The sequence below is a fragment of the Kaistia nematophila genome, from assembly GCF_026343855.1.
In the GTDB taxonomy this organism is placed as follows: Bacteria; Pseudomonadota; Alphaproteobacteria; order Rhizobiales; family Kaistiaceae; genus Kaistia; species Kaistia nematophila.
In genome coordinates, this window is record NZ_JAPKNK010000008.1 from 73295 (window position 1) to 100185 (window position 26891).

Genomic DNA, 26891 nt, shown 5'->3' on the forward strand with positions numbered 1-26891 from the left:
TGTACTGCGGCGAGCCCGCGAGCCGTCGCTCAGGCCTCGCGGGCCATGGCCTCGAAACGAGCGGCGACGATGGCTGTGTCCGAGACCCAGCAATAGCCGCCAAACGCTTTCAGGGCATTGGCATGCCGCTCGGGCGTCGGCGCGGCGCAGGCGTCGGCGACGCAGGTTACCAGAAAGCCGCGATCCGCGCCGTCGCGCACCGTCATGTCGACGCACTGGTCGGTCAGGATGCCGGCCACCACCAGATGGCGAATGCCCAGATTGCGCAGCAGATAGTCGAGGTTGGTCGAGTTGAAGACACCGGAGGAGGTCTTCGGCAGCAGGATCTCGTCGCCGACGGGCGCGACGGCGGGCGAGGGGCGTCCGGCGGCAAGGCTCGGCGGAATGTGGATCGGCGTCAGCTTGTGGTCGAGCGAGCGGTCGCGACCGTCTTCGGTCAGGCTCTGGATGATGGTGTGCAGCACCTCGACACCAGCCGCTCGCGCCGTCGCCAGCAGGCGCTGCTGGTTCGGGATCACTGTCTCGCGGGTCTGGCGGTAGAAATAGTGGTCGGGTCCCCAGTCCGCATGGTCGGGATCGAGGCCCGGCTCCAGCCAGATGCGCTGCATGTCGACGAGGAGAAGCGCGGTCTCGTTGCGGCGGAACGGCTCGTCGCGGCGCGGCAGGGTCGGGTTCATCGAGCGTGTCTTTCCGGGTGTGGCGATGCCTGGTCTCGACAGGCGGGTTGCGCTGGGTAGGCGAGCCTCTCGGCCTAGAGCTGCGCGATTTCGGAGCGGATTTCTTCGGGCAGCTCGCCAGGCTTGGGCTTGATCCCCGAGAGCGGCGGGTCGGTAGCCTCGATGTCGCGGATCCACTCGCGCCAGATCGCGACGAGAAGCGCCATCAGCACCGGGCCGATGAAGAGGCCGAGGAAGCCCAGCGTCTTCACGCCGCCGACGAGGCCGAAAATGGTGGGCAGGAAGGGCAGCTTGATCGGTCCGCCGACGAGCTTGGGGCGGAGCGTCTTGTCGACGATGAAGAGCTCCACCGTTCCCCAGACGAACAGCGCAAGACCGGCGACGATCGAGCCGCTGGCCGCGAGGTAGACCGAAACCAGCGACATCGCCAGCGGCGCGCCGCCGGGGATGAGCGCCATCATGCCGGTGATGACGCCGAGCGTGATCGGGGAGGGTGCGCCGGCGATCCAGTAGGCGAAGCCGAGCACGATGCCCTCGCCGATGGCGATCAGCGTCATGCCGGTGACCGTGGCGCTGATCGTCGCCGGAACTACGCGCGAGATCCGCTCCCAGCGCATCGGGATGATGCGTTCGCCGATCAGGTCGATCTTTGCGACGAACAACTCGCCGTCGCGGAAGACGAAGAACAGCGTGATCAGCATGAAGATCAGGGTTAGCAGCAGGCCGAAAAGGCCACCGCCGGCGGCGAGCACGGCTCGGTAAATGTTGCCGATATTGGCGCCGCTGATCGCATAGATCATTTCGCCGATCGCGCCGGGGCGTCCGACATATTCGGCCCAGCGGATCGACAGCCATTCGCCGATGCCGGGGATATTGGCCATCCAGGCCGGAACGTCGGCGCCGAAGCGGTTGGTCTGGATCGCCCAGGCAGAGAGACCGCGCACTTCGTCGATGGCATACCAGCCGGCGATGGCGATCGGCACGATCAGGAACAGTGTGAAAAGCGCGAGCGCCAGGGATGCCGCCGCCGTCCGGTTGCCGCCGGTGAAATCGACGATGCGGCGATAGATCGGCCAGCCGGCGAAGGCGATCACCAGCGCCGCGAGGACCGGCACGACAAAACTGTGAAAGAAATAGATTCCGGCGATCGCGATCAGGATCAGAAGCCAGCGCGCGGCGGAAAGCGGGGCGATCAGCCCCGATCTCGACGATCCTGCAGTGCCCAGCAGCCGGGGTTCACGCGTCGGCGTCGGGGGCTCCACAGGAAGGCGCGCATCAGGCAAGTCATAAACTCCAATAGCTTAGCGCGTGGGACACGCGACCCCGATAGCAGGCGACACAGCCGGAGGCGGAAGCCGTTGTCAGTGTGGCGGATGCAATCGCCCGTGCCAACGCAGCCAGTTTGGCATTTTTGACTCCGCCATGGGAGACGCCGGGGTGGTCCCATCGTCGCAGCGTCCCGCGCAGCCGATGGCCTCCACCCTTTCGACGCCGGGAGAGCGCCTTTCCGGCACGCCGGGGCTGGAGGCTCCGGATCCCGGCGGAACGCCAAATCGCTCGATCCTAGCCGGCGATTGTCGCGCCCGGATGACGGCGGAAGGAGAGGGCGAAGGTGACGCCCTGGTGGCCCGCTCCAGGTGCGGGCGGCAACATTCGTCAGGTCACGCGAGGAAAGTGGCGGGGCGAAGACGGTGCCATCGCGCGCAGCTTGCTCCTTTGCTTTCGTCTGCCGGACGAGCCAGTCACGCGCGGGCTCAGATGCCGAGTTCCGCCTTCTAGGTTCGCCCTCGACCTTCACGAAGGCCGATTCCCGAGCCGATATGGCTCGGGCCCGAGCCGCGGCGGTTGGATCCTGACTACAACAGGATGATCCTGCACCTGGCGACGCCGGTCGTGGAGACGGGGACCGAAGCGGGATGTTCCGCCTCTAGTAAACGAAGCAACAGCTATATCAAATGCATAGACGAGGGGAATGGCGGAGAGGAAGGGATTCGAACCCTCGAGACGGTTTTAAGCCGTCTACTCCCTTAGCAGGGGAGCGCCTTCGGCCACTCGGCCACCTCTCCGCCGCTGGTGTTACCGGCACAAATCGCGGGATACAAGCGGTTTCGTGCGGGGCCTGACCTTTTCCACACGGGACGATCTTGCGGCTTCTCAAGGCTCGGTGGGGAACAAAGCGGGATCCAGGGATCTGGGTGCACCCGAATGGAGCGGGTGCCGTCGCGCTCTGTTCGCGCTCCGCCTGTTCAGGCGCCGGTTGCGGATAGGAAGCCGGAGGCGAAGTCTGGCGGGCTGCCGTGCCGTGCGGCCGGGGCTGCCGATGGCGGGATATCCGCCGCCCGAATCCGGCAGGGAACGGCCGCATCAGCCGGGCATGTGGCTGGCGCTCCTGGTCTTGGCCGACGAAATTGTCGGTGACGCGGGACCTCTCGATGGTTCGCCGGAGGAAATCCGCCCAAAGGAATTCGCTGCAGAGCGACATGTCCTTGGCATAGCCGCCAACGCGACGCAGCGCCCCTGCAAGCGATCGAAAGGGGGCGTCCTGCATCTGGCCGATCAATTTCGGGGTGTCCTTGTAGGTGTGGAACTCACCATCGGCGCGGTAGCGATGCATCCCGTTCTGGTGGGCCATCACGAACCAGAACGTGCTGGTGTCGAGGTGGTGCAGATCGGCGACCGGCCTGGTCAGCACATGCCTCACTTGCTCGCGCTGCCCCAGGGGAACTCCGGCCCTAGATCGCCGGCCTCGTGCCATTGCGGCTGCTTCTCGCGAACTTCCAGCATCCGACGGTCAACTGGGTCGGCCGCAGTTCGCCAGTACGACCGGTCCGGAGCGCCGGTTCTCCGACCTTCCAATGTCGAAATCTGGGCTCCTACCCGGTCGAAGCGCCGATTGTCCGCGTGGCGGAAAAAGGGCCCACGCCCCTCTGTTCATTCGCTTTTGTCCGTCACGGAGGGCGCCCGAAAGAGTCACGACAGCGCGGCGCGTTCGTTCTGCAGGGTTTCGAGCTGCTGCTCCAGATCCGCCATTCGGTCCGCCAGTCGCCCTTCGCTGGCCGCGCCCGAGGCGGAGGAAGCCTGCTCCGTCAATCGCTGCATGGTCTCCCGGATCGCCGCGATCCGGGCGTCGATTTCGATCAGGACCTTGGCGTCGGTCATCTGTCTCCTCCCGGCAGCCTTGTCGCCAGCTGCGCTTCCGCGAATACAACGCGGAAGTAGTGGCAAAAGTTCAATGGCGATGGGGGAGGGACGGCGTCGTTACAACCTCAGCGGCGGTTGCGCGAAAGGCCCTTGTCCTGCAACTCGGCCAGATAGGCCGCCCAGAGCTTGTCATGGTCGCGGCCGAGCTCGGCGAGATAGGTCCAGGTGAAGAGGCCGGTGTCGTGGCCATCGTCGAAATTGAGGCGGACGGCGTAGTTGCCGACCGGCGTTATCGAGCCGATCGCGACGTCGATCTTGCCGGGCACGGTCTGCTTCTGCGCCTTGCTGTGGCCCTGCACCTCGGCCGAGGGGCTGGTGACGCGGAGATACTCCGCCGCCAGCGCGTAGCGGGCGCCGTCCTCGAAGGTTACGGTCAACGTGCGCTTGTCGGACGACAGGCGGATTTCGGTCGGCCAAGGCGTGGATGCGGTATTCATAGTGGACCCCGGCGGCCGGAAGGCCGCGAAAATGGCTCGGGTCGCCGCACCGCGACGCCCGCTTTCAGCCGCGCACCTTTGAAACGACGCGACATCTCGTCTACATAGCAGAGATCGCCGCCCAGACGACAAGACGGGCGGGTCGAGGAATGTGCATGAACCAGATCGTGCCTCTGGTGGCCGAAACGACGCCGATGGTCGATCCATTCGGTCGCTCGATTACCTATCTCCGCGTCTCGGTGACGGATCGGTGCGATTTCCGCTGCGTCTATTGCATGGCCGAGGACATGACTTTCCTGCCGAAGCGGGACGTGCTGTCGCTCGAGGAACTGGACCGGCTTTGCAGCGCCTTCATCGCCAAGGGCGTGCGCCGGCTGCGGCTGACGGGCGGTGAGCCGCTGGTCCGCCGCAATATCATGTCGCTGGTTCGTTCCCTCGGTCGCCACCTCGACAGCGGCTATCTGGACGAACTGACCCTCACCACCAATGGCTCGCAGCTTTCGCGTTTCGCTGGGGAACTGGCCGATGCCGGCGTGCGCCGCATCAATGTTTCGATCGACACGCTCGATCCGGCCCGCTTCCGCCAGATCACCCGCTGGGGCGACCTCGACAAGGTGATGGCGGGACTGGATGCCGCCCAGGCGGCCGGCCTCAAGGTCAAGCTCAACGCCGTCGCGCTCAAGGGCGTCAACGAGAACGAGATCGACGACCTGATCCGCTTCGCGCATGGGCGCGGCATGGACCTGACGCTGATCGAGACCATGCCGCTCGGCGAGATCGAGCTCGACCGGACCGAGCAATACCTCCCGCTTTCGACGGTGCGGTCGCGGCTCGAGGAGCACTGGACGCTGAAAGACATCCCCTACAAGACGGGCGGTCCGGCGCGCTATGTCGAGGTGGCGGAGACGGGCGGGCGGCTTGGCTTCATCACGCCGCTGACTCATAATTTCTGCGAAAGCTGCAACCGCGTGCGGGTCACCTGCACGGGCACGCTGTTCATGTGCCTCGGCCAGGAGGACGCCACCGATTTGCGTGCGCCGCTGCGCGCCTCCGAAAGCGACGCCCTGCTTTCCGCCGCCATCGACGAGGCGATCGGGCGCAAGCCCAAGGGGCACGACTTCGTCATCGATCGCGACCATCGCCGACCGGCCGTAGCCCGTCACATGAGCATGACCGGCGGCTAGTTCTCGAAACGGCCCCGTCTATGCTGCGCTGCACACTCCGCGTTGCTGGCGAGCGCGCCCGTTTTTCTTCCCTTTCATGTATTTCGTGACGCAAACGGCGTCACTTCGGTTGCTTCGTGCCGGTTTATTGGTCAATCTCGTCCAGTCAGGGCCGAGCCGCCCGGACCCGGATCATCTGCGGCGCCGCGTTGCCGCGCATTGCCTGAAGTCCCATGCCCGCCCTGGCCGATAATTCTCGCGGCATCATCATGATGGTGCTCTCGAACCTGGTCTTCATCATCAACGACACCCTGATCAAGCTGGTCAGCGAGGGCCTGCCGACCGGCCAGATCCTCGTCATAAGGGGCGCGATTTCCTTCCTGCTGATCTCCGCCGTCGTGTTCGCGACTGGCATGCACCGTCAGTGGCGCGCCGTGTGCAACCGCATGGTCGCCTGGCGGACGGTCGGTGAGATCGGCGCGACCGTGCTTTACCTCTACGCGCTCTTCAACATGCCGATCGCCAATGTCTCTGCGATTGGCCAGATCGTGCCGTTGATGACGACGGCCGCGGCCGCCATCTTCCTGGCGGAGCCGGTAGGCTGGCGCCGGTGGACGGCGATCGCGGTCGGTTTCTTGGGCGTGCTGCTGATCATGCGGCCGAGCGTATCGGGCTTCGACATGTTCTCGCTGGCTGCGTTCGCCTCGATGGGGTTCATCACCATGCGCGATCTCGTCACGCGCGAGATGCCGTCCGGCGTGCCGACGCTGCTGGTGGTTGCGGTCACGGCCGCCGCGATGACGGCGACGGGGGCAACCCTTTCCTTGGTGGAGAACTGGCCGGTTCCGTCGCTGGAGCAGTGGGCGATCCTCGGAGCCGCGTCGACGCTGCTGCTCTGCGGCTACGGGACGTCAATCATGGCGATGCGCTATGGCGCCATGGCCGTCGTGGCGCCCTTCCGCTACACCGGCATTCTGTTCGCTGTCGTGCTCGGCTTCCTGGTCTGGGGAGACGTGCCGGACGTGTTGACGCTGGTCGGCACGCTCATCGTCGTGGCGACCGGCGTCTATACGTTCCGGAGGGAAATGCGGCTGGCACAGCAGGTGCGGTCGATCGAGGCGAGCGCTGTCAGCCGGTCCAGTGCGTGACGATCGCGTCCATGTCCGGGCGAGCCCGATCGGCGGGACGCTCGGTCTGGCGGCCAAGATGGATGAAGCCGGCGACACGCTCGCCTGCCTGGACGCCCAGAATTGCGGCGGCTTCGGGGTCGCGGCCCGGCCACTTCAAGAGCCACTGGGTCGCGTAGCCATGCGCCGAGGCGGCCGAGATCAGGTTCATGCCGACGGCGCCGGAGCCGAGGATCTGGTCCCATTCCGGGATGCGAGACGTCGGATCCGGGCGGCTGACGACGACGACGGTAACAGGCGCGCGCATCATGTAGAGCGTCCACATATCGCGCTTCGAGAGGTCGAGGCCCGGATTGCGGGCGGCGTAGAGTGCGTCGAAGCGCCGGCCTGAGGCTTGCCGGGCCTCGCCGGCGATCACGATGAAGCGCCAGGGCGCCAGGCGTCCATGGTCGGGCGAGCGGGCGGCAATCTTCAGGATACGGTCGAGATGATCGGCCGGGATCGGCATCGGGTCGAAGGCGCGCATCGGCACGGAGCGGCGCGTTTCGAGCTTGGCGAGCATGTTCGGCGAGAACTGCAGTTCGAAGTCGTCGTCATAGACCGGAACGGCCGCCGAAGCCGGTGCGGCGTGATGGGAGGAGCCTTGATGGGTCATGTGGGGGGCAGGCTTTCATCTTCAGGCGCGGTTTACGCGCAAGAAATGCTCCCCGACCGGATGATTTGCAAGATTGGGAGGAGGGTGGAATACCCTGCTTCCAGCACACGCTGAGGACGAATTCGCGTTTCGTGTTGCGCGGATTCGACAGTATCCGAACAGAAACCTGCACAAATTCCGACCTGAGGCGGCAAATTTGTGGGCAGGCGCCGCAGGCGCGCGAACTCGGCCTCATCCACCGCGACGGACATGTCGATGGGTATTACGCGCGCGGAGCGCGGCGCCTCATCGTGCCGCGCCATACCTCGCGAGCCGGATCACGGCTCGCGCAAGCCGACTCAGGCGGCGCGGCCTGCCAGCGCCTGATCGGCGGTCAGGGCCGTCTCGGGCGTGCCGGAGACGATCAGTTCCAGCACTTCCTGTTCGGTCGTGTGCTGGATGTAGCGGTCGCCGACATTCTGGCCGCGCTTCATCACCATGATGCGGTCGCCGACCTCGAAGATGTCGGTCAGGCGGTGCGAGATGATGATCTGCGCCACGCCCTGGCGCTTCAACTCGGCCATGGTCTCGAGCAGCCGTTCCGTCGCCATGACGGAAAGATTGGCGGTCGGCTCGTCGAGGACGACGACGCGCGGGTTGAAGGAGATGGCGCGGGCGATGGCGACCGACTGCTGGCGGCCGCCGGAAAGGCTCTCGACCTTCTGGAACACCGAGTTGACGTCGACCTTGAGCCGCTTCAGCACCTCGTCGGCTTCGGCATACATGCGGTTGCGATCGACGAAGAGGCCCTTCTTCGGCCAGCGACCGAGGAAGATATTCTGGGCGATGTCCATGTTCCCGCACAGAGCGAAGTCCTGGTAGATCATTTCGATCCCCTCTTCGCGGCTTTCATGCGGGTTCTTGAAGTGGGTCGGCTTGCCCGACACCAGAACGTCACCGGTATCGCGCTGGTAGGCGCCCGTCATCACCTTCATCAGCGTTGACTTGCCGGCCGAATTGTCGCCGACGAGGCCGAGGATCTCGCCCTCACCGAGGGTCAGGTTGATGTCCTTCAGGGCCTGGACAGGGCCGAAGGCCTTGGAGATGTGACGCATCTCGACGATCGGCTTGGCGGTCTTGTTTTCTGACATGGGCGTTCTCAGATGTGCGCTGTTTCGGGCGCGGGCCCGGATTTGCGGGAAAGGCGGCGACGGATGGAGCCGGCCAGGTCGCCCTGGCGGAACCAGATGTCGCCGACGACGGCGACGACGAGGATCAGGCCGATGAAGACGTTGACCCAGTGCTGCGGCATCACGAAGGATTGGCCATTGCCGAGGATCAACTGCAGCGACAGCAGCGACCGGATGAGCGCGATCACCGCCGCGCCGGCGAGCGCCCCGAGCACCGTGCCATAGCCGCCGAAGATCGAACCGCCGCCGATGATGACGGCAGCGATCGCGTCAAGCTCGCGGAGCTGGCCGGCGGACGGATTGAACGAGCGCAGGAACGCGACATAGATGACGCCGGCAAACGCCGCGCAGAGCGCCGAGAACACCAGGCTGAGGGCCCGCACCCGCGCCGTGTTGATGCCGGCGTAGTCGGCGGCGCGGCGATTGCCGCCCGTCGCATAGACCATCTGGCCGAACGGCGTCTTGGCCAGGACGATGCCGGCGAGAACGGCGACCACGACCATGAAGATCGTCTGCACGCTGAGCGCCGCCGCGATGTCGTAGAGCAGCGTTCCCCGCGCCGGCGCGATGCCGAAATAGGCCAGCGCGTCGATCAGCTTGCGGCCGATCAGGTTGAACGCCTCCGGGAAGGAGGAGAGCTGCCGGCCCGCCGTCAGCCAGGCGCCGATGCCGCGCGCCATGTAGAACATGCCGAGCGTCGCGACGAAGGCCGGCAGACCGAAGCTGACTGTTAGCAATGCGTTAACCACGCCGGCCGCCGCGCCGGCGATCAGGGCGATGAAGACGGCCTGCCAGGGATCAAAGCCCATCTGCTTCATCAGGAAGGCGCAGGTGGCGGCCGAAAGCGCCAGCACCGAGCCGACCGAGAGGTCGATGTCGCCATTGGCGATGACATAGGTCATGCCGATCGCGAGCAGGCCCACCTCGGTGAAGGACAGCATCAGGTTGAAGGTGTTGTCGAGCGAGCCCCAGAAGTCGGGACGGAGATAAAGCCCGATGCACCAGAGCACGACGGCGAGAATGATCGCCGCCGCGTCACGCCGGGCCAGGAAGTGGCCGATCGGACCCCGCGCCCGCATGGAGCGGTCGGAGGCGGACGAGCCCTTGGTCTGCGCGCCCTCGATCGCGACACCGCCCACCTCGATGACGGGTGGCAGAGGACGCCCGCGCAGCCGCGCCCAGAGGCGCGGGAAGACGTTGCGGCGGATGATCCAGGGCTCGATCAGCACGGAGATCAGCAGGATCAGGCCGAGGAAGGCCGGCACCGCGCCGGGCGGCAGCTGCGCCATGCCCTGCACCTGCATCTCGACGTCGCCCACCTTGACGGTGCGGGTCATCGGAATGCCCTCGCGCAGCACCTTGTCGATCAGCGTGACGAGGACCGCGCCGAGCGCGCCGCCGATGAGCCGGCCTCGACCGCCGAGGATCGAGGCGCCGCCGACGATGACGGCGGCGATGACGATCAGCTCGGCGCCCTGGCCATATTGCGAGGTGATGCCCTTGTCCTGCGCGACGCTCATCAGGCCGGCGAGGGTGGCCGCCAGCGCCGAGAGCACATAGGCGCGCATGCGGACGCGACGGGTCGGGATGCCGGCATAGGTCGCCGCCAGCTCGTTGCCGCCGGTGGCGTAGGTCTCGTAGCCCCAGCGCGTCTTGGCAAGCACGATCATGCCGACGACAGTCACCAGCACGAAGATCAGGATCTGGTTGTTGAAGCCGAAGGCGTTGGTCTCGCCGATCTGGAAGAACCAGGGCGCCGTCGCCGCCTTCTCGCTGTAGGAGACCGTCTTGCCGCCGGTGAGCCCGAGCACGAAGCCGCGCCCGATGAACAGCATGGTCAGCGTCGTGATGAAGGAGGGAACGCGCAGGACGGTGATGAAGAAGCCGTTGATCAGCCCGACGCCCAGGCCGACGAGAATGGCAGCGACGAGCGACGGCACGATGCCGAGGTCATAGTAGGAGGTTGAGAAAGCGAGCGAGAAGATCGTCGCGACCAGTCCGAAGGTCGATCCGACCGAGAGGTCGAGGTCCTTGTTGATGATCACGAACGTCATGCCGGCGGCCATCACGCCGTAGCGGGCGGTGTCGCGCAGGATCGCCGAGATCGCGTCGGTCTGGCCGAAGAACTTCGGGTTGATGAAAACGCCCGCTAGGTAGAGCAGCACCATGAAGATCAGCAGGCCGACTTCCCAGCCCCCGATCAGTTCGAGCGGCAGGCGTCTGCGTGCGGGGGCAAGGGTCGTCGATGTCATGGGCTTTGCATCTTTGCGTCGAAACGAGCCTCTGGCTCCAGGGCGCGTCACGTCTCTCCGTCCGGGCGCGCGAGGCCGATCCGGACAGAGAGACGGAAGCGTCGTCCGCCAGCGCTTCGCGGGGAAGGCTGGCGGAAAGCGGCCTAGTTTTCGAAGCGCTTGCCGACCAGGTCGACCGTGTCCTTCGTCACGAGCTGCGCGCTCGTGTCGAGATTGGCGGCGGAAACGCCGCGGTCGATCTGGAGATAGAGTTGGGCGACGGGCCAGAAGCCCTGCAGGAAGGGCTGCTGGCCGAGCGAGCCGGTGAGCGCGCCGGTGCGGATCTGTTCCTGCTGCTTCGGACCGAGGTCGAAGCCGAAGGCGCAGATCTTGCCGTTGAGCTTCAGCTGGGCGACGGCGTCGCCGAGCGCCGGGGTCACAAAGCCGTTCGCCGCGAAGCCGCCGACGACGTCGCCGCGCGACTCGATCAGCGAGACGACCGAGTTGACGATGTCGTCCTTGTTCACGTCGATGCCGATGTTCTCCGGGCCGGCGTCGACCTTGAAATCGGCCAGGCGGCCGGCGTCGTTCAGCGCCTTGACGGTGGCCTCGAACGCAGCCGTGACGCGGCGGTTGACTTCCTCGTTGCCGAGCGTCGTCGTCGACGGGAAGATGATCGAGCCGCCCTTGGCGCCCGAGTCGAGGATGCACTTGGCGAGCGCCTCGCCGCCGATCGCCGCCGCCGACGAGAGCTGGCCGGTGTGGCTGATCTGCGAGCGGTGGGCGAGCTTCGGATCGAAGGAGTTGGTGGTGGCGACAGGGATGCCGTTGGCGAAGGCCTTGTTGACGATGTCGTCATAGGCGCCCGACTGCGGCGTGGTCATGATCAGGCCGTCGATCGTGGGATCGTTGATGACCTGGTTCAGGATCTCGATTTCGCGCGGAATGTCGTCGACCGGCGCTTCGGAGCCGAGCTTGATCAGGTTGATGCCGAAGGCGTCGGCTGCGACCTGCGCGCCTACATAGGTGGGGTCGAAGAAGCCGTTGCCGGCCGTGTGCGTGACGATGGCGAAGGTGAGCTTGCCATCCTTCGAATGGAAGTCCTTGGTAGCAGGCGCTTCCTTGGCCGCATCCTCGAACGAGTAGCCGCCGACGGCCTTGCCGAGCGAGCCGCCACCCTGGGCGTGCGCCAGCGTGGCGATCAGCGAGACGGATGCGCCGAGCGCCAGCGTCTTCAGAACCTTTTTCATAACTATCCTCCCCAATAGCTAAACCCGGGAGCGTTCTGCGGCGCTCCGGGATCAGCGCAGCATAGGCAAGCCGCCGACCTGCCGCAACGTCCAGATGATGCAAGTTGTCGTAGTTCTGAGGTTCGCCCCTCAGTTTACATCGCGATGCTGCAATGTAATGAGGCCGAATGCTGCGATGCGAAAGATCGCGCCGACCCGAATGCTTCGTAGGTTGGTTGTCGGAGAGTGCCGTTGTTGCGCTGCGGCAAGCGCCCTGCCGTGCAGGTATTTTCTGTTGAGCCAAATAAAGGCGCGGCGGTTCTGGCCTCCGGCAAGTAACGGCCATCGGCGCGGTCGTCAGCCGATATCGGCCTTGCCGCTAAGGCAGCGCGTCCGGGTCGCCGGTGAACTCGGCGCTGGAAAAGCTGCCGCCCTGAGTCCGCTCGGCGATCGGGTCGTCCGTGGTCTTGCCGGCGAGGGCCGGAATGAAGCGGTCCGCGCTGTCGCGGGGGGTGTAGCCGAGCCGCTCGGCATTGGCATTGTCCCAGAACGTGCGCGAATTGTCGGAGACGCCGTAGACGATCTCATAGGTGTAGTCGGCCGTGAGCCCGACATCGATCATCCGGACCAGATCGCCGAACGACATCCAGGTCGACAATTGCCGGGCGTCGGCTGGCTCGGCGTAGGACGAGCCGATGCGGATGCAGAGCGCCGCGATGCCGTGCTTGTAGGCGTAGAGCGCGGCGAGATCTTCGCCGAACGCCTTCGACAGGCCATAGCGGCAGTCGGGCGCCGCCATGGCCCGATGATCGATGCGCTCGCTGCGGCTGTGCAGGCCGATCACGTGATTGGAGCTGGCGAAGACGATGCGCTTCACGCCGGTTTTGCGCGCCGCCTCCCAGAGATTGACCGCGCCGATGATATTGGCCGGGAGGACCGTGTCCCAGTCCGCCTCGGTCGAGCGGCCGCCGAAATGCAGGATGACGTCGACGTCGCGGCAGAGCTCGGTCACGGCATCGGCGTCGGCGAGGTCGCAGCGGACGACTTCCTCGCCGGGGTCGGCCGGGGCCATCTCGGCGACGTCGGAAAGCCGCAGCACGGGGAAGCGGCCGGCGAGGCGCTCGCGCAGCACGCGGCCGAGATTGCCGGCGGCGCCGGTCAGCAGGACGCGATGATAGGGCATGATCCGTCCTTTGCTCCGGCGCCGTCGCGGATCACCTTACCGTCGTGGCGCTTCCATGCTCAAGACTGGCGGCCCGCAGCGTCGCCGCGGCGGCTCGGATGTCGGCCAGCACGGTCGGATCGTCCAGATTGGTCAGGAACGGCGACATCGGTCCGGTCGCGCTGATGCCGGCCAGCGCCACGGCCTCGTGCAGGACGCGGATCGGCGAATGACGGTCGCGCAGGTCCTCGAGCGGAAGGAAGTGCTCGCGCAGGCTGGCGGCCTTGGCGACGTCGCCTTGCGCCAGCGCCCGGCGGATCGCCGTCGAGAGATGCGGCGCGATGCAGACCGAGCCCGACGTGAAGCCGTTCAGGCCGAAGCCGGTCAGATGGTCGATCACCGGCCGCTCGCCGATGCCGCTGATGATCCGCTCGGCCGAGCCGACGGCATCGAGCAGGGTGGCGAGCAGGGCGTCCTCGGCGGGGTTCTTCCGCACGACGGCATATTTGACCGCGCACACCGCGCCATCGGCCAGCAGCGCGGCGAGATCGCGCGGCTCCAGGTAGCCCTCGTTCTTCAGGTAGGCGATGACCGGCCTGCCATAGCGGTCGGCCAGCTTGCGGATGCCGGTCGCGACCCCGCCGGGCGTGGCCGGGAAGGTGAGGGGCAGCAGCATCGCGGTCGGGAAGGCGCGCTGGCGCAGCAGGTCGATCTGATCGCAGGACTTGCCGTAGTCCGCGCCGAAGGACGGGATCATCCAGCCATCGGCCGGCGAGATCCGTTCCAGCACATCGAGCAGCGTCGCCAGTTCGGCGGTGCCCATGTTGTAGAGGTTGGCGTTGCCGCCGAAGAGATAGGTCGTCACGCCGCCGGAATGCAGCCACTCGACGAGCCGCCCTGTCTCTCCCTCATGGATGGCGCCATCCGCGCCGCGCGGCAGCGGCGGCACGGACAGAACGGAACGGGCGAGATCGGCGGGGGTAACGGCATCTGTCTTCATCTGACGGCTCCGACATCAACTTGTAATTTATTATTACATATTGGGTCCGTTCTGGCGACCGAAATCCGTGCATTTCGCGATTCCGTGATCGGGATTGAGCAGGCAGGTGACAAATCCGGGGCTCTGCAACGGTCGAAGCCGCACCTGGCGGCGGTCGACGCGGAGCAAAGGGCGTGCGATGGTGCGCCCTTGCAATCAACTGGAGACTCTTCATGACGGATCTCGGCCTTCGCCCGCTCGTTCCCACCCTGCACCAGCTTGCCGAGAGTGCCGTCTATGACGATCGCAACAACCGGCTGCTCTATTGCGACATCCCCGACAAGGCGATCCACGCGGTGGACCTCGCCACGGGGGAGACGCAGGTGTGGCGCTTTCCGACCGTGGTCGGCTCGTTCGGCCTGACCGAGAGCGGCCGGTTCGTCGTGGCGCTGCGCGACAGCGTCGTGGTCTTCGATCCGGAGACGGGCGACAACCGGACGCTGGCCGAAATCGAGGCCGACATGCCCGATACGCGCCTGAACGACGGCAAGGTCGGGCCGGATGGCTGCTTCTGGGTCGGCAGCATGGACGCGAATCGCCAGCCGGTCTGCGCGCTCTACCGCGTCGCGCCGGACGGCACCGTCGAGAAGAAGGTCGACGGCCTGATGGTGTCGAACGGCCTCGCCTTCAGCCCGGACGGGCGGACGATGTTCCACTCGGATTCGCGCGGCCCCTGGATCGACCGCTGGAGCCTGGATCCGGCTACCGGCGAAATCAGCGATCGCAAGCGCATCGCCGTGCTCGACGACACGATCGGCCGGCCGGATGGCGGCGCCACGGACGCCGAGGGCTGCTATTGGAGCGCCGGCGTCTCGGGCGCCAAGCTGAACCGCTTCTCGCCGGAGGGCGAACTGCTGGCGAGCTATGACGTTCCCGCCGCCGCGCCGACCATGCCGGCCTTTGGCGGCCCGGACATGAAGACCCTGTTCCTGACCAGCCTGCGCGACGGCCGGACCGAGGAGCAGTTGCAGCGCTGGCCGCTGACGGGTTCCGTCTTCATCGGCACGTCGCCGGTCGCCGGCTCGCCGGTCTCGCGCTTCCGCGACGTCTAGCTTTTCAAGGGGCGAGGTTCGAAGATCCTTGCCCCAACCCTCTCCCGCGAGCGGGGGAGGGAGTAGTCGCCCGCCCTGGCGCCGGCCCAAACGCCTTCGCCCGCTCGCGGGAGAGGGGTGGGCGAGGGCCTTTCTCCTATCGGAGCGCGCGTCAGCCCTCTTCCGGCGGCAGCGGTCGCGACTTGCGGGTCGCGTCGATCGCCACGAAGGTGAAGGTCGCCTCGGTCACCTTGGTGACCTCGTCGCTCTGGCGGTTGCGCCGCCAGGCCTCGACGAAGACGCGCATCGACGAGCGGCCCGTCGACAGGATGCGCCCGTAGATCGTCACTTCGTCGCCGACGAAGACGGGGCTCAGGAACGACATTCCATCCACCGATGCCGTCACCGTGCGGCCCCGCGCGCGCCGGGTCGCGATCGTGCTCGCGCCGAGATCCATCTGCGACATCAGCCAGCCGCCGAAGATGTCGCCGGCCGGGTTGGTGTCGTGCGGCATGGCGATGGTGCGGATGACGGGGATGGTCGTCTGGTGCGGGAAGTCCGGCGCGTTCTGGGCGGTCATCGTGGTTCCTGAAAGCTGGCGATCGGCTGGCGATCGGACTTGAAACGAAACGGGGCGCCCGAAGGCGCCCCGCTGATACTGCATCCGGGTCCGGTCAGACCGAATAGTACATGTCGAATTCGACCGGGTGCGGGGTGTGCTCGAAGCGGATGACTTCTTCCATCTTGAGCTCGATGTAGGCGTCGATCATCGACTTCGAGAAGACGCCGCCTTCCAGCAGGTAGGCGTGGTCCTTCTCGAGCGAGGCGAGCGCTTCACGCAGCGAACCGCAGACCGTCGGGATCTTCTTCAGTTCCTTCGGGGGCAGGTCGTACAGGTTCTTGTCCATCGCGGCGCCCGGATGGATCTTGTTCTTGATGCCGTCGAGGCCGGCCATCAGCATGGCAGCGAAGGCGAGGTAGGGGTTCGCACCCGGATCCGGGAAGCGGACTTCGACGCGCTTCGCCTTCGGCGAGGTCGCGAACGGGATACGGCAGGAAGCCGAACGGTTGCGCGCCGAGTAGGCGAGCAGGACCGGAGCCTCGTAGCCCGGGACCAGACGCTTGTAGGAGTTGGTCAGCGGGTTGGTGAAGGCGTTCAGCGACTTGGCATGCTTGATGATGCCGCCGATGTAGTACAGGCAGGTCTCCGACAGGTCGGCGTATTCGTTGCCGGCGAAGACCGGCTTGCCTTCCTTCCAGATCGACTGGTGCACGTGCATGCCCGAGCCGTTGTCGCCATAGACCGGCTTCGGCATGAAGGTGGCGGTCTTGCCATACGAGTTCGCGACGTTGTGGATCGCGTACTTGTAGATCTGCATGTGGTCGGCCATCGTCACGAGCGTGCCGAACTTGACGCCGAGCTCATGCTGGGCCGAAGCCACTTCGTGGTGGTGCTTCTCGACGACGACGCCCATCGACTGCATCGCTGCGAGCATGTCGCCGCGCATGTCCTGCAGGCTGTCGATCGGCGGGACGGGGAAGTAGCCGCCCTTGGTCTTGACGCGGTGGCCGAGGTTGCCGCTCTCGTAGTCGGTGTCCGAGTTGGTCGGCAGCTCGATGTCGTCGAGCTTGAAGCCCGTGTTGTACGGGGTGGCCGAGAACTTGACGTCGTCGAAAACGAAGAATTCGGCTTCCGGGCCGACATAGATCGTGTCGCCGATCTTGGTCTGCTTCAGGTAGGCCTCGGCCTTCTTGGCGATGCCGCGCGGGTCGCGGTCATAGGCTTCGCCGGTCGACGGCTCGAGCACGTCGCAGACGATCGAAAGCGTGGACTGCGCGAAGAACGGGTCGATCGCGGCGGTCGACGGATCGGGCATCAGCAGCATGTCGGATTCGTTGATCGCCTTCCAGCCGGCGATCGACGAGCCGTCGAACATCGTGCCTTCGGCGAAGATCTCTTCGTCGATCATGCCGATGTCGAACGTCACGTGCTGCCACTTGCCGCGCGGATCCGTGAACCGGAAGTCCACATACTTCACGTCCTGCTCCTTGATGAGCTTCAGGACGTCTTTCGCGGTCGTCATCAGTTTCTTCCTTCTATCAGGGGAATTGTGCCCGGTCGTGGCTGAGGCAAGCAGGAACCGGCTGGGCCGGGGGAGGGAATGCCGACAATCACATCTGTCGGCGGAATGAAAGAGCTATATCGCGTCGAGTCCGCTTTCGCCTGTGCGAATCCGAACCGCCTCCTCGATGTTGGAGACGAAAATCTTGCCGTCACCAATGCGACCAGTTTGCGCGGCCTTGCGAATGGCATCGACCGCGCGTTCGACGAGCTCGTCGCCCAGCACGATCTCGACCTTCACCTTGGGCAGGAAGTCGACCACGTATTCCGCGCCGCGATACAGCTCGGTGTGGCCCTTCTGCCGTCCAAAGCCCTTGGCTTCGGTGACGGTAATGCCTTGCAGGCCAACTTCCTGCAGCGCTTCCTTCACTTCATCGAGCTTGAAGGGCTTGATGATGGCTTCGATCTTCTTCATTGCCTCCGCATCTCCGAATGCTTGCCTCAAATGCCTGCCAACCTGGCCGATCTGTCGGCCTGGCAACCTCACTTGCAGTCTCCGTGCCAATTGCCGGCCTTGCCAGAAAACGCCAGAAAATTGGGCTTATCGCACCGCATCATAGCGCGTATCGCGCAAAAGCTATCTGAATATTGATCAATTTATAGGCAATTGATCAACAAGCTGGCATCAATTGCGTGGCGCGCCCGGCAATCAGTGGCCGTTGCGTGCCAGCCAGGCGTCGGCGCCCCGCATGTCGAGGCCGTGGCTGGCGCCGAAAGCCGGCAGATCCTCGCGCTTCATGCGGCCATCCAACACCTCGCCGATGGCGAAGAGGGTCAGCGAGCGCGTTCCACTGCGACAATGTGCCAGCACCGGGCCCTCCGTCTTCGCCAGCACCGCCTGCAGGTCGCGCACGTCCTGCTCGCGGATCGACGGGCCGGTGACGGGAATGTGGGCATAGGTGAGCCCGTTCTTCGCCGCGGCCTCGGCTTCCTCGGCCGATGCCGGCTGCGTCGGCTCCTCGCCCTCGGGGCGATTGTTGATGACGGCCTTGAAGCCGAGTCCGGCCAGCGTGGCGAAATCCTCGAGTTCGATCTGTCCGGCGACGGAGAGCTTGTCGTTGATCTTGATGAGGGCGGTCATGCGCGTGTCCCTGTTCCGAATGATGTCGGCGGAGAACTTACCGCAGCACGGAAAATGAACAACCTCGCCGATGGCGGCGCGGGTGGCTTCGTCGCGGCCACCGATCCTGCCGGCAACGCGGTTGCGATATGGCCGGTGCCGCTCCACTCTGCCCGGGCGACGGGGCGGGCTGCAGGGCGCCCGTGCTCGGCAGATGGGTGGAGAGCATGATCGAGCTTTTGACGCCGGCGGAGATGGCCGAGGCGGACCGGTTGACGATCGCCGCGGGAACGCCGGGGATCGAGTTGATGGAGACGGCCGGGCGGGCCGTTGCCGACGTAGTGGCGCGCTCGCCGCTCGGCACGCGAATCGCCATCGCCTGCGGCCCCGGCAACAATGGCGGCGACGGCTTCGTCGCGGCGCGCATCCTGGGTGGGCGCGGCTACCGCGTGCAACTAGGCCTGCTCGGCGGGCTCGACCGGCTGAAGGGCGACGCGGCGCTGGCGGCCGCTGCCTGGCGCGGCGAGGTCGTGTCGCTCGCCGAACTCGATTTTCATGGCAGCGGCGTCATCGTCGACGCGCTGTTCGGCGCCGGCCTCGATCGCGAGATCGGCGGCGAGGCGGCGCGCGCCATCGAGACGATCAATCGTTCGGGCGCGCGCATCGTCGCCGTCGACCTGCCGAGCGGCATCCAGGGAGAGACCGGCCAGGTTCTGGGCGTCGCCGTGCGGGCGACCGAGACCGTGACCTTCTTCCGCGCGAAGCCCGGCCATGTGCTTATGCCGGGCCGGGTGCATGTGGGCCGGCTGACGGTCGCCGACATCGGCATCCGCGAGACGGTGCTGGAGCGGATCGCGCCCAAGGCCGCGCTCAACCGCCCCGAGGCCTGGCTGCCGTCTCTGCCGGTGCTGAAGGTCGACGGCCACAAATATGACCGCGGCCATGCCGTGGTGGTTTCCGGCGGCATGACGCAGACCGGCGCGGCGCGGCTCGCGGCGCATGCGGCGCTGCGGAGCGGGGCGGGGCTGGTGACGCTCGCATCGCCGCCGGATGCGCTGGCGGTCAACGCCGCCCATCTGACGGCCGTCATGCTGAAGCGGATGGACGGCGCCGACGGCCTGGCGGCGCTCCTTTCCGATCGCCGGCTCAACGCGGTCGGCCTCGGGCCCGGCCTCGGCGCGATCGAGGTGGCGCGGCCTCTGGTCGAGGCGGCGCTGGCGTCCCCGGCGGCCGTGGTCCTCGATGCCGATGGCCTTTCCGCCTTCAAGGCGGAGCCGCAGCAATTGTTCGCGCGGATCGCCGGCCGGCCGGCGCCGGTGGTGATGACCCCGCATGACGGCGAGTTCGCGCGTCTCTTTCCCGATCTCGCCGCGCTTCCCGGCAAGCTCGACCGCGCCCGCCAGGCGGCGGCCCGTTCGGGCGCGGTCGTCCTGCTCAAGGGGGCGGACACGACCGTCGCCGATCCGTCCGGCCGGGCGATGATTGCCGACAATGCGCCGCCTTATCTCGCGACCGCCGGTTCGGGCGACACGCTCGCCGGCATCATCCTCGGCCTAGTCGCCGAGGGCATGCCCGCTTTCGAGGCAGCGGGCGCGGCGGTCTGGCTGCATGGCGAGGCGGGAGCGGTGCTGGGGCGCGGCCTGATTGCGGAAGATCTCGCCGACGCGCTTCCCCGTGTGTTCACGCGGCTTTTCGTTTGACCCTGCGACCGCTAGTGCTATAGAGGCGCCACCTTGGCCGGAGCCTAGCCGCGACCGGTTATTGCGGGCGTGGTGGAATTGGTAGACACGCTGGATTTAGGTTCCAGTGGCTTGCGCCGTGGGGGTTCAAGTCCCTCCGCCCGCACCAACGTCCGGAATAAGCCGTGAATGCAGCCGGGCGAAACGCCAAAGACCGATCGGATCAAGACAGAAAGCGCTGAACATGCAGGTGACCGAGACCCTCGCAGAGGGCCTGAAACGTGAACTCAAGATCGTGGTCCCGGCGACCGAACTCGACAGCCGCCTTTCGGCGCGCCTGGAAGAGATGAAGGGCCAGGTCCAGCTCAAGGGCTTCCGTCCGGGCAAGGTGCCGGTGGCGCATCTGCGCCGCATCTACGGCAAGTCGGCCATGGCTGAGATCGTCCAGAACGTGCTGAACGAGAACGCCCGCAAGACGCTCGAGGAGCGCGGCGAGCGCGCTGCGATGCAGCCGAGCTTCGATCTGCCCGAGGACGAGGCCGATGCCGGCGCCGTGCTCGAGGGCAAGAAGGATCTCGCCTACACGATGACCTACGAGGTCCTTCCGAAGTTCGAGCTCGGCGATTTCAAGGGCGTCAAGATCGAGCGTCCGGTCGCCGAAGTCACCGACGAGGAAGTCGACGGCGAGATCAAGCGGCTCGCCCGCGATTCGGCCGACTACGCTGCCAAGGATGGCGCGGCTGCCGACGGCGATCGCCTGACCATTTCCTACCTCGGCAAGCTCGACGGCGAGGCCTTCGAGGGCGGCGCCGACGACAACGCGTTCGTCACGCTCGGCTCGGGCCGCTTCATTCCGGGCTTCGAGGAGCAGCTCCTCGGCGCCAAGGCCGGTGAAGAGCGCGTTCTCAACGTGACCTTCCCCGAGGAATACGGCGCGAAGCAGCTGGCCGGCAAGGCAGCGACCTTCGACGTCGTCGTCAAGGAAGTGGCGGCTCCGGCCGAGACAACCATCGACGACGAGTGGGCGAAGAAGTTCGGCATCGAATCGCTCGACGAGCTGAAGGCCACCATGCGCCAGCAGCTGCAGAGCCAGCTCGGCGCCGCGACCCGCACCAAGGTCAAGCGCCAGCTGCTCGACCAGCTCGACGAGAAGCATGCCTTCGAGCTGCCGCCGACCATGGTTGAGCAGGAGTTCCAGAACGTCTGGAACCAGGTCACCCAGGATCTGCAGCGTTCGGGCCGCAGCTTCGCCGACGAGGACACGACGGAAGAGGCCGCCAAGGCCGACTACCGCAAGATCGCCGAGCGCCGCGTGCGCCTCGGTCTCGTCCTGTCGGAGATCGGCGAGCAGAACTCGATCCAGGTCACCGACGAGGAGGTGCAGCGCGCTCTCGTCGACCGGATCCGTCAGTTCCCGGGCCAGGAAAAGCAGGTCTACGACTTCTACCGCGAGAACCCGGACGCGCTGGCCAGCCTGCGCGCGCCGATCTTCGAGGAGAAGGTCGTCGACTACGTTCTCGGCCTCGCCGACATCACCGACAAGACGGTGTCGCGCGAAGAGCTGATGAAGGACGACGAGGAAGAAGCGAAGGCCTGATCGGCCTCCGTTCCGCCTCTTTGACGGGTGAGGCTCGTCTCCGCAACGAACTGGGCGACCCGGCGAAAGCCGGGTCTTCCGCACGAAACGGTCGGGATGCAAGGAGATCGCCGATCTCGACCGTGTCGGGATGACGATCTGCGAAAGGGTCTTCCGCGACCCCTTTCGAACGCAGACGGCGTACCATATGTATGGGCCTTCAAGCCCCGGGGAATCGGTCGAGCCGAGTGAGGTCGGCCGGGGCATCTCAAGGTAACCGTGGCAGTCCACTGCGCCGAAGGAAGATCATGAAAGATCCTATCGACCTCTACATGAACACGCTGGTGCCGATGGTGGTCGAGCAGACCAATCGCGGCGAGCGTGCCTACGACATTTATTCGCGACTGCTGAAGGAGCGGATCATCTTCGTCACGGGTCCCGTCGAGGACTACATGGCGACGCTGATCACCGCGCAGCTTCTCTTCCTCGAGGCCGAGAACCCGAAGAAAGAGATCGCGATGTACATCAACTCGCCGGGCGGCGTGGTTTCGTCGGGCCTGGCGATCTATGACACGATGCAGTTCATCAAGCCGGCCGTCTCGACGCTCTGCGTCGGCCAGGCGGCTTCGATGGGTTCGCTGCTCCTGACCGCCGGCGAGAAGGGCATGCGCTTCGCGCTCCCGAACGCCCGTGTCATGGTGCACCAGCCCTCCGGCGGCTATCAGGGCCAGGTGACGGACATCCTGATCCATGCCCGCGAGGTCGAGAGCCTGCGCAAGCGGCTCAACGAGATCTACGTGCATCACACCGGCCAGGACATGAAGACGGTTGAAGACGCGCTCGAGCGCGACAACTTCATGGTGGCCGAGCGCGCCGTCGAGTTTGGTCTGATCGACCAGGTTCTGACGAGCCGCGAGGCGCTCGATTCGATCAAGAAGGACTGATCGCATCGATCCGGACTAACCCTCCCGCCAAGCTGGGTCGGCTGTACGGCGGCCGACCGCGACATTAAGTATCTGTTGATCATGTCGCGCTTAGCATGATTGGATCGCAATCGTAGGATTGCTTCCGTCGGAAGGGACATAAAGGTCCGATTTTCGACCACCGGTTCGAGCCAGGTCGGACCGGACGAGACATCGAAGAAGTCGTTTGGAGGTCCTAAGCCTGAACGACAGCGAGGTAGACGGATGAGCAAAGTCAGCGGAAGCGACACCAAGAATACGCTCTATTGCTCGTTTTGCGGCAAGAGCCAGCATGAGGTGCGCAAGCTGATCGCAGGTCCGACCGTGTTCATCTGCGATGAATGCGTCGAGCTCTGCATGGACATCATTCGCGAGGAATCGAAGTCCTCGCTGGTGAAATCGCGCGACGGCGTTCCGACGCCGCTCGAGATCTGCGCCGTTCTGGACGATTACGTGATCGGCCAGCGCCACGCCAAGCGCGTGCTCTCGGTCGCGGTCCACAACCACTACAAGCGGCTGAACCACGCGGCGAAGAACAACGACGTCGAGTTGTCCAAGTCGAACATCCTGCTGATCGGCCCGACCGGTTGCGGCAAGACGCTGCTCGCGCAGACGCTGGCCCGCATCCTCGACGTGCCCTTCACGATGGCCGACGCGACCACCCTGACCGAGGCCGGCTATGTCGGCGAGGACGTCGAGAACATCATCCTGAAGCTGCTGCAGTCGGCCGACTACAATGTCGAGCGGGCCCAGCGCGGCATCGTCTACATCGACGAAGTCGACAAGATCTCCCGCAAGTCCGACAACCCGTCGATCACGCGCGACGTGTCGGGCGAGGGCGTGCAGCAGGCGCTTCTGAAGATCATGGAAGGCACGGTTGCCTCCGTGCCGCCGCAGGGCGGCCGCAAGCATCCGCAGCAGGAGTTCCTGCAGGTCGACACCACGAACATCCTGTTCATCTGCGGTGGCGCTTTTGCAGGCCTCGAGAAGATCATCTCGGATCGCGGCCGGTCGACCTCGATCGGCTTCGGTGCGCGTGTCGCGGCGCCGGAAGATCGCCGCACCGGCGAGCTGTTCCGCAATGTCGAGCCCGAGGATCTGCTGAAGTTCGGCCTGATCCCGGAATTCGTCGGTCGTCTGCCGGTCCTGGCGACGCTCGAGGATCTCGACGAGCCGGCGCTGATCACCATCCTGACCGAGCCCAAGAACGCGCTCGTCAAGCAGTACCAGCGTCTGTTCGAGATGGAGAATGTCGAGCTGACCTTCCATCCGGACGCGCTTTCGGCGATCGCCCGCAAGGCCATCGAGCGCAAGACCGGCGCCCGCGGTCTCCGTTCGATCATGGAAGCGATCCTGCTCGAGACGATGTTCGACCTGCCGGGCCTCGATGGCGTGCAGGAAGTCGTCATCTCGGCCGAGGTGGTCGATGGTTCCGCCCGTCCGCTCTACATCTATGCCGAGCGGCAGGACGAAGTGGTGGCGAACGCCGGCGCGTAAGCGAAGGCTGCCATAGCGAGTTGAAAACGGCGGGGCTTGTCCCCGCCGTTTTTTTGTCCGTTTTCGGGCAGCATGATGAGGGTGTCCGAATGCCGATGAACTGGGCAAATCGGTTTGGCGCTCAGAGGTTTATCGGCGGTCGGCGCGTGCCGTGGAGCGGGACGGCCCTTCTGTCGTAAGGGACCCGACGAAAACCTGGATCCTGGAGACAGGAAGCGTGAGGCCGGCAACTTGACACCCCGATGGTGCAACGCCACCTAATGGACAACGCATTGCAAGATGCTCCGACCCCTGAGTCGATCCGCCGGCCATCCTTTTCTTGGCGGGCGGCTCATCTCCCAAGCCGAACGGTGCCAATTCTGGGCCGTACCCGGTTCGAAAGGAATGCCTCATGACAGCTGATACCAAGCGTTCGATCGGCCTCGAAGCGGGCGACGAACTCTATCCGGTCCTGCCGCTGCGTGACATCGTCGTGTTCCCGCATATGATCGTGCCGCTGTTTGTCGGGCGAGAGAAGTCGATCCGTGCGCTGGAAGAGGTGATGCGGGCGGACAAGCAGATCCTGCTGGCGACCCAGCAGAATGCCAGCGACGACGACCCGGCGCCCGACGCGATCTTCCCCGTCGGCACGCTCGCCAGCGTGCTGCAGCTCCTGAAGCTGCCGGACGGCACCGTGAAGGTTCTGGTCGAGGGCATCGCCCGCGCCGAGATCCAGCGCTACACCGACCATGAGGCCTATTACGAGGCCTATGCGAAGGTTCTCCCCGACGACTTTGGCGACAAGGTCGAGGTGGAGGCGCTCGCCCGCTCGGTCGTCACCGAGTTCGAGAATTATGTGAAGCTCAACAAGAAGGTCTCGCCCGAGGTCGTCGGCGCGGTCACGCAGATCGACGACTATTCGAAGCTGGCCGACACGGTTGCCTCGCACCTCGCCATCAAGATTCCGGAGAAGCAGGCGATCCTCGCCCTGCCGACCGTCGCCGGCCGCCTGGAGCGCGTGCTCGGCCTGATGGAGAGCGAGATCTCCGTGCTGCAGGTGGAAAAGCGCATCCGCTCCCGCGTCAAGCGGCAGATGGAGAAGACCCAGCGCGAGTACTATCTGAACGAGCAGATGAAGGCGATCCAGAAGGAGCTGGGCGACCAGGAGGACGGCAAGGACGAACTCGCCGAACTCGAGGAGCGCATCGCCAAGACCAAGCTGTCGAAGGAAGCCAACGAGAAGGCGATCGGCGAGCTGAAGAAGCTCCGCCAGATGTCGCCGATGTCGGCCGAGGCGACGGTGGTCCGCAACTACCTCGACTGGCTGCTCGGGATTCCGTGGGGCAAGCGCTCCAAGGTCAAGCACGACCTGCGTTTCGCGCAGGAGGTGCTCGACGCGGATCACTACAGCCTCGACAAGGTCAAGGACCGGATCATTGAGTACCTGGCCGTGCAGAGCCGCGCCAACACGCTGAAGGGGCCGATCCTCTGCCTCGTCGGCCCTCCAGGCGTCGGCAAGACCTCGCTCGCCCGCTCGATCGCCAAGGCGACCGGCCGTGAATATGTCCGCATGTCGCTCGGCGGCGTGCGCGACGAGGCCGAGATCCGTGGCCACCGGCGCACCTATATCGGCTCGATGCCCGGCAAGGTCATCCAGTCGATGAAGAAGGCGAAGAAGTCCAATCCGCTCTTCCTGCTCGACGAGATCGACAAGATGGGCCAGGACTTCCGCGGCGACCCGTCTTCGGCCCTGCTCGAGGTGCTGGATCCGGAGCAGAACAGCACGTTCAACGATCACTACCTCGAGGTCGACTACGACCTGTCGAACGTGATGTTCGTGACGACGGCCAACACGCTGAACATCCCCGGCCCGCTGATGGACCGTATGGAGATCATCCGCATCGCCGGATACACCGAGGATGAGAAGCTGGCGATCGCCCGGAACCACCTGTTGCCGAAGGTCGTGAAGAACCACGGCCTGCACGACAAGGAGTTCACGCTGGAGGACGAGGCGTTGCGCTTCGTCATCCGTCGCTACACGCGGGAGGCCGGCGTCCGGAGCCTGGAGCGCGAGCTGGCCACGCTGGCCCGCAAGGCGGTCAAGGACATCCTGCTGAAGAAGGTGAAGTCGGTCGATGTCACCGAGAAGGTCGTCGAGGAATACCTCGGCGTTCCGCATTATCGCTACGGCGAGGCGGAGCTCGAGGACCAGGTCGGCGTCGTGACGGGCCTCGCCTGGACGGAAGTCGGTGGCGAGATCCTGACCATCGAAGGCGTCATGATGCCCGGCAAGGGGCGCATGACCGTGACCGGCAACCTTCGCGACGTGATGAAGGAATCGATCTCCGCGGCGGCGTCCTATGTCCGCTCGCGTTCGGTCGATTTCGGTATCGAGCCGCCGCTGTTCGACCGGCGCGACATCCACGTGCACGTGCCGGAAGGCGCGACGCCCAAGGATGGCCCGTCGGCCGGTATCGCGATGGTGACGGCGATCGTCTCCACCATGACCGGCATCGCCGTCCGCAAGGATGTCGCCATGACGGGCGAGATCACGCTGCGTGGTCGCGTCCTGCCGATCGGTGGCCTGAAGGAGAAGCTGCTCGCGGCGCTGCGCGCCGGGATCAAGACCGTGATGATCCCCGAGGACAATGCCAAGGATCTCGCCGAGATCCCGGACAATGTGAAGAACGGCCTCGAGATCATTCCGGTCGCCCGGATGGACGATGTTCTGGCCCACGCCCTGGTGCGTCAGCCGGAGCCGATCACCTGGGATGAGAGCAAGGAAGTGGCGGACAAGACGGTCGTCGCACAGGACGATCCGGCATCGGCTCTGACCGCTCACTAACGGCGGAATCCCGCCAAAATGACGACGCCCGCCCCTTCGGCGGGCGTTTT

The 26891-nt window shown here is 65.5% G+C and carries 22 protein-coding genes, 2 tRNA genes and 1 pseudogene; 9 read left to right on the top strand and 16 right to left on the bottom strand.

Annotated features, from left to right (window positions below):
* Positions 1–29: 29 nt before the first annotated feature.
* From OSH07_RS17770 to OSH07_RS17795, 6 genes and pseudogenes are all read right to left on the bottom strand, one after another.
* Positions 30–677, bottom strand: a complete 648-nt coding sequence (locus tag OSH07_RS17770) for a cysteine hydrolase family protein (protein ID WP_266340028.1) — start codon at positions 675–677, stop codon at positions 30–32.
* A 74-nt stretch (positions 678–751) separates the two neighbouring features.
* Positions 752–1960 (bottom strand): AI-2E family transporter, encoded by a 1209-nt coding sequence (locus OSH07_RS17775; RefSeq protein WP_266340029.1) that lies wholly within the window; start codon positions 1958–1960, stop codon positions 752–754.
* Between the two features lie 690 nt (positions 1961–2650).
* Positions 2651–2743 (bottom strand) — tRNA-Ser (locus tag OSH07_RS17780).
* Positions 2744–3126: 383 nt separating this feature from the next.
* A pseudogene (locus tag OSH07_RS17785) lies at positions 3127–3432 on the bottom strand (ParB-like protein); the annotation flags it as partial.
* A gap of 215 nt (positions 3433–3647) precedes the next feature.
* Positions 3648–3836, bottom strand: coding sequence for a hypothetical protein (locus tag OSH07_RS17790; protein WP_266340030.1), 189 nt, complete (start codon positions 3834–3836; stop codon positions 3648–3650).
* Positions 3837–3943: 107 nt separating this feature from the next.
* Positions 3944–4315, bottom strand: coding sequence for a gamma-butyrobetaine hydroxylase family protein (locus OSH07_RS17795; protein ID WP_266340031.1), 372 nt, complete (start codon positions 4313–4315; stop codon positions 3944–3946).
* Positions 4316–4464: 149 nt separating this feature from the next.
* Here OSH07_RS17795 and moaA point away from each other — a divergent pair, with 149 nt between their 5' ends.
* Complete coding sequence (moaA, locus tag OSH07_RS17800; protein WP_420909653.1) at positions 4465–5499, top strand: GTP 3',8-cyclase MoaA; 1035 nt, start codon at positions 4465–4467, stop codon at positions 5497–5499.
* Positions 5500–5711: 212 nt separating this feature from the next.
* On the top strand, positions 5712–6626 hold the full coding sequence (locus OSH07_RS17805) for a DMT family transporter (RefSeq protein ID WP_266340033.1): 915 nt from the start codon (positions 5712–5714) through the stop codon (positions 6624–6626).
* On the opposite strand, the gene OSH07_RS17810 is transcribed toward OSH07_RS17805, so the two are convergent.
* The 6 genes from OSH07_RS17810 to OSH07_RS17835 all read right to left on the bottom strand — a co-directional run bounded on the left by OSH07_RS17810 (position 6607) and on the right by OSH07_RS17835 (position 14051).
* Positions 6607–7260: a nitroreductase family protein gene (locus tag OSH07_RS17810; RefSeq protein ID WP_266340034.1), complete on the bottom strand. Its 654-nt coding sequence runs from the start codon at positions 7258–7260 to the stop codon at positions 6607–6609. The genes OSH07_RS17805 and OSH07_RS17810 overlap by 20 nt on opposite strands.
* A 338-nt stretch (positions 7261–7598) precedes the next feature.
* Positions 7599–8390: an ATP-binding cassette domain-containing protein gene (locus OSH07_RS17815; RefSeq protein WP_266340035.1), complete on the bottom strand. Its 792-nt coding sequence runs from the start codon at positions 8388–8390 to the stop codon at positions 7599–7601.
* 8 nt (positions 8391–8398) lie between these two features.
* Positions 8399–10681 (bottom strand): ABC transporter permease, encoded by a 2283-nt coding sequence (locus tag OSH07_RS17820; protein WP_266340036.1) that lies wholly within the window; start codon positions 10679–10681, stop codon positions 8399–8401.
* A gap of 143 nt (positions 10682–10824) precedes the next feature.
* Positions 10825–11910: a substrate-binding domain-containing protein gene (locus tag OSH07_RS17825; RefSeq protein ID WP_266340037.1), complete on the bottom strand. Its 1086-nt coding sequence runs from the start codon at positions 11908–11910 to the stop codon at positions 10825–10827.
* A 358-nt stretch (positions 11911–12268) separates the two neighbouring features.
* The gene (locus OSH07_RS17830; protein WP_266340038.1) at positions 12269–13072 is read right to left on the bottom strand and encodes an NAD-dependent epimerase/dehydratase family protein; all 804 of its coding nucleotides are present in this window, start codon (positions 13070–13072) and stop codon (positions 12269–12271) included.
* A gap of 31 nt (positions 13073–13103) precedes the next feature.
* Positions 13104–14051 carry a dihydrodipicolinate synthase family protein gene (locus tag OSH07_RS17835; RefSeq protein ID WP_266340039.1) on the bottom strand — a complete coding sequence of 316 codons (948 nt, stop codon included), beginning with the start codon at positions 14049–14051 and terminating at the stop codon, positions 13104–13106.
* A 212-nt stretch (positions 14052–14263) separates the two neighbouring features.
* Between OSH07_RS17835 and OSH07_RS17840 the strand changes: the two genes are divergently transcribed.
* Positions 14264–15142, top strand: coding sequence for an SMP-30/gluconolactonase/LRE family protein (locus OSH07_RS17840; RefSeq protein WP_266340040.1), 879 nt, complete (start codon positions 14264–14266; stop codon positions 15140–15142).
* A gap of 151 nt (positions 15143–15293) precedes the next feature.
* Here the strand turns inward: OSH07_RS17840 and OSH07_RS17845 are convergent, their stop codons facing one another.
* The 4 genes from OSH07_RS17845 to OSH07_RS17860 all read right to left on the bottom strand — a co-directional run bounded on the left by OSH07_RS17845 (position 15294) and on the right by OSH07_RS17860 (position 18324).
* Positions 15294–15701, bottom strand: a complete 408-nt coding sequence (locus OSH07_RS17845) for an acyl-CoA thioesterase (RefSeq protein ID WP_266340041.1) — start codon at positions 15699–15701, stop codon at positions 15294–15296.
* 94 nt (positions 15702–15795) lie between these two features.
* Positions 15796–17205 (bottom strand): type I glutamate--ammonia ligase, encoded by a 1410-nt coding sequence (glnA, locus tag OSH07_RS17850; RefSeq protein WP_266340042.1) that lies wholly within the window; start codon positions 17203–17205, stop codon positions 15796–15798.
* Positions 17206–17319: 114 nt separating this feature from the next.
* On the bottom strand, positions 17320–17658 hold the full coding sequence (locus OSH07_RS17855) for a P-II family nitrogen regulator (protein ID WP_018185381.1): 339 nt from the start codon (positions 17656–17658) through the stop codon (positions 17320–17322).
* A gap of 234 nt (positions 17659–17892) precedes the next feature.
* The gene (locus OSH07_RS17860; protein WP_266340043.1) at positions 17893–18324 is read right to left on the bottom strand and encodes a protein tyrosine phosphatase family protein; all 432 of its coding nucleotides are present in this window, start codon (positions 18322–18324) and stop codon (positions 17893–17895) included.
* A 206-nt stretch (positions 18325–18530) separates the two neighbouring features.
* Between OSH07_RS17860 and OSH07_RS17865 the strand changes: the two genes are divergently transcribed.
* The 6 genes from OSH07_RS17865 to lon all read left to right on the top strand — a co-directional run bounded on the left by OSH07_RS17865 (position 18531) and on the right by lon (position 26841).
* Positions 18531–20003 carry an NAD(P)H-hydrate dehydratase gene (locus OSH07_RS17865; protein ID WP_266340044.1) on the top strand — a complete coding sequence of 491 codons (1473 nt, stop codon included), beginning with the start codon at positions 18531–18533 and terminating at the stop codon, positions 20001–20003.
* Positions 20004–20066: 63 nt separating this feature from the next.
* Positions 20067–20151 (top strand) — tRNA-Leu (locus OSH07_RS17870).
* A 75-nt stretch (positions 20152–20226) separates the two neighbouring features.
* Positions 20227–21579 carry a trigger factor gene (gene tig, locus OSH07_RS17875; RefSeq protein ID WP_266340045.1) on the top strand — a complete coding sequence of 451 codons (1353 nt, stop codon included), beginning with the start codon at positions 20227–20229 and terminating at the stop codon, positions 21577–21579.
* A 287-nt stretch (positions 21580–21866) separates the two neighbouring features.
* Positions 21867–22502, top strand: a complete 636-nt coding sequence (locus tag OSH07_RS17880; protein WP_266340046.1) for an ATP-dependent Clp protease proteolytic subunit — start codon at positions 21867–21869, stop codon at positions 22500–22502.
* A 243-nt stretch (positions 22503–22745) separates the two neighbouring features.
* Positions 22746–24017 carry an ATP-dependent Clp protease ATP-binding subunit ClpX gene (gene clpX, locus OSH07_RS17885; protein WP_266340047.1) on the top strand — a complete coding sequence of 424 codons (1272 nt, stop codon included), beginning with the start codon at positions 22746–22748 and terminating at the stop codon, positions 24015–24017.
* 391 nt (positions 24018–24408) lie between these two features.
* A complete protein-coding gene (gene lon / locus OSH07_RS17890) occupies positions 24409–26841 on the top strand; it encodes an endopeptidase La (protein WP_266340048.1) in 2433 nt (810 codons plus the stop codon).
* Positions 26842–26891: the final 50 nt, after the last annotated feature.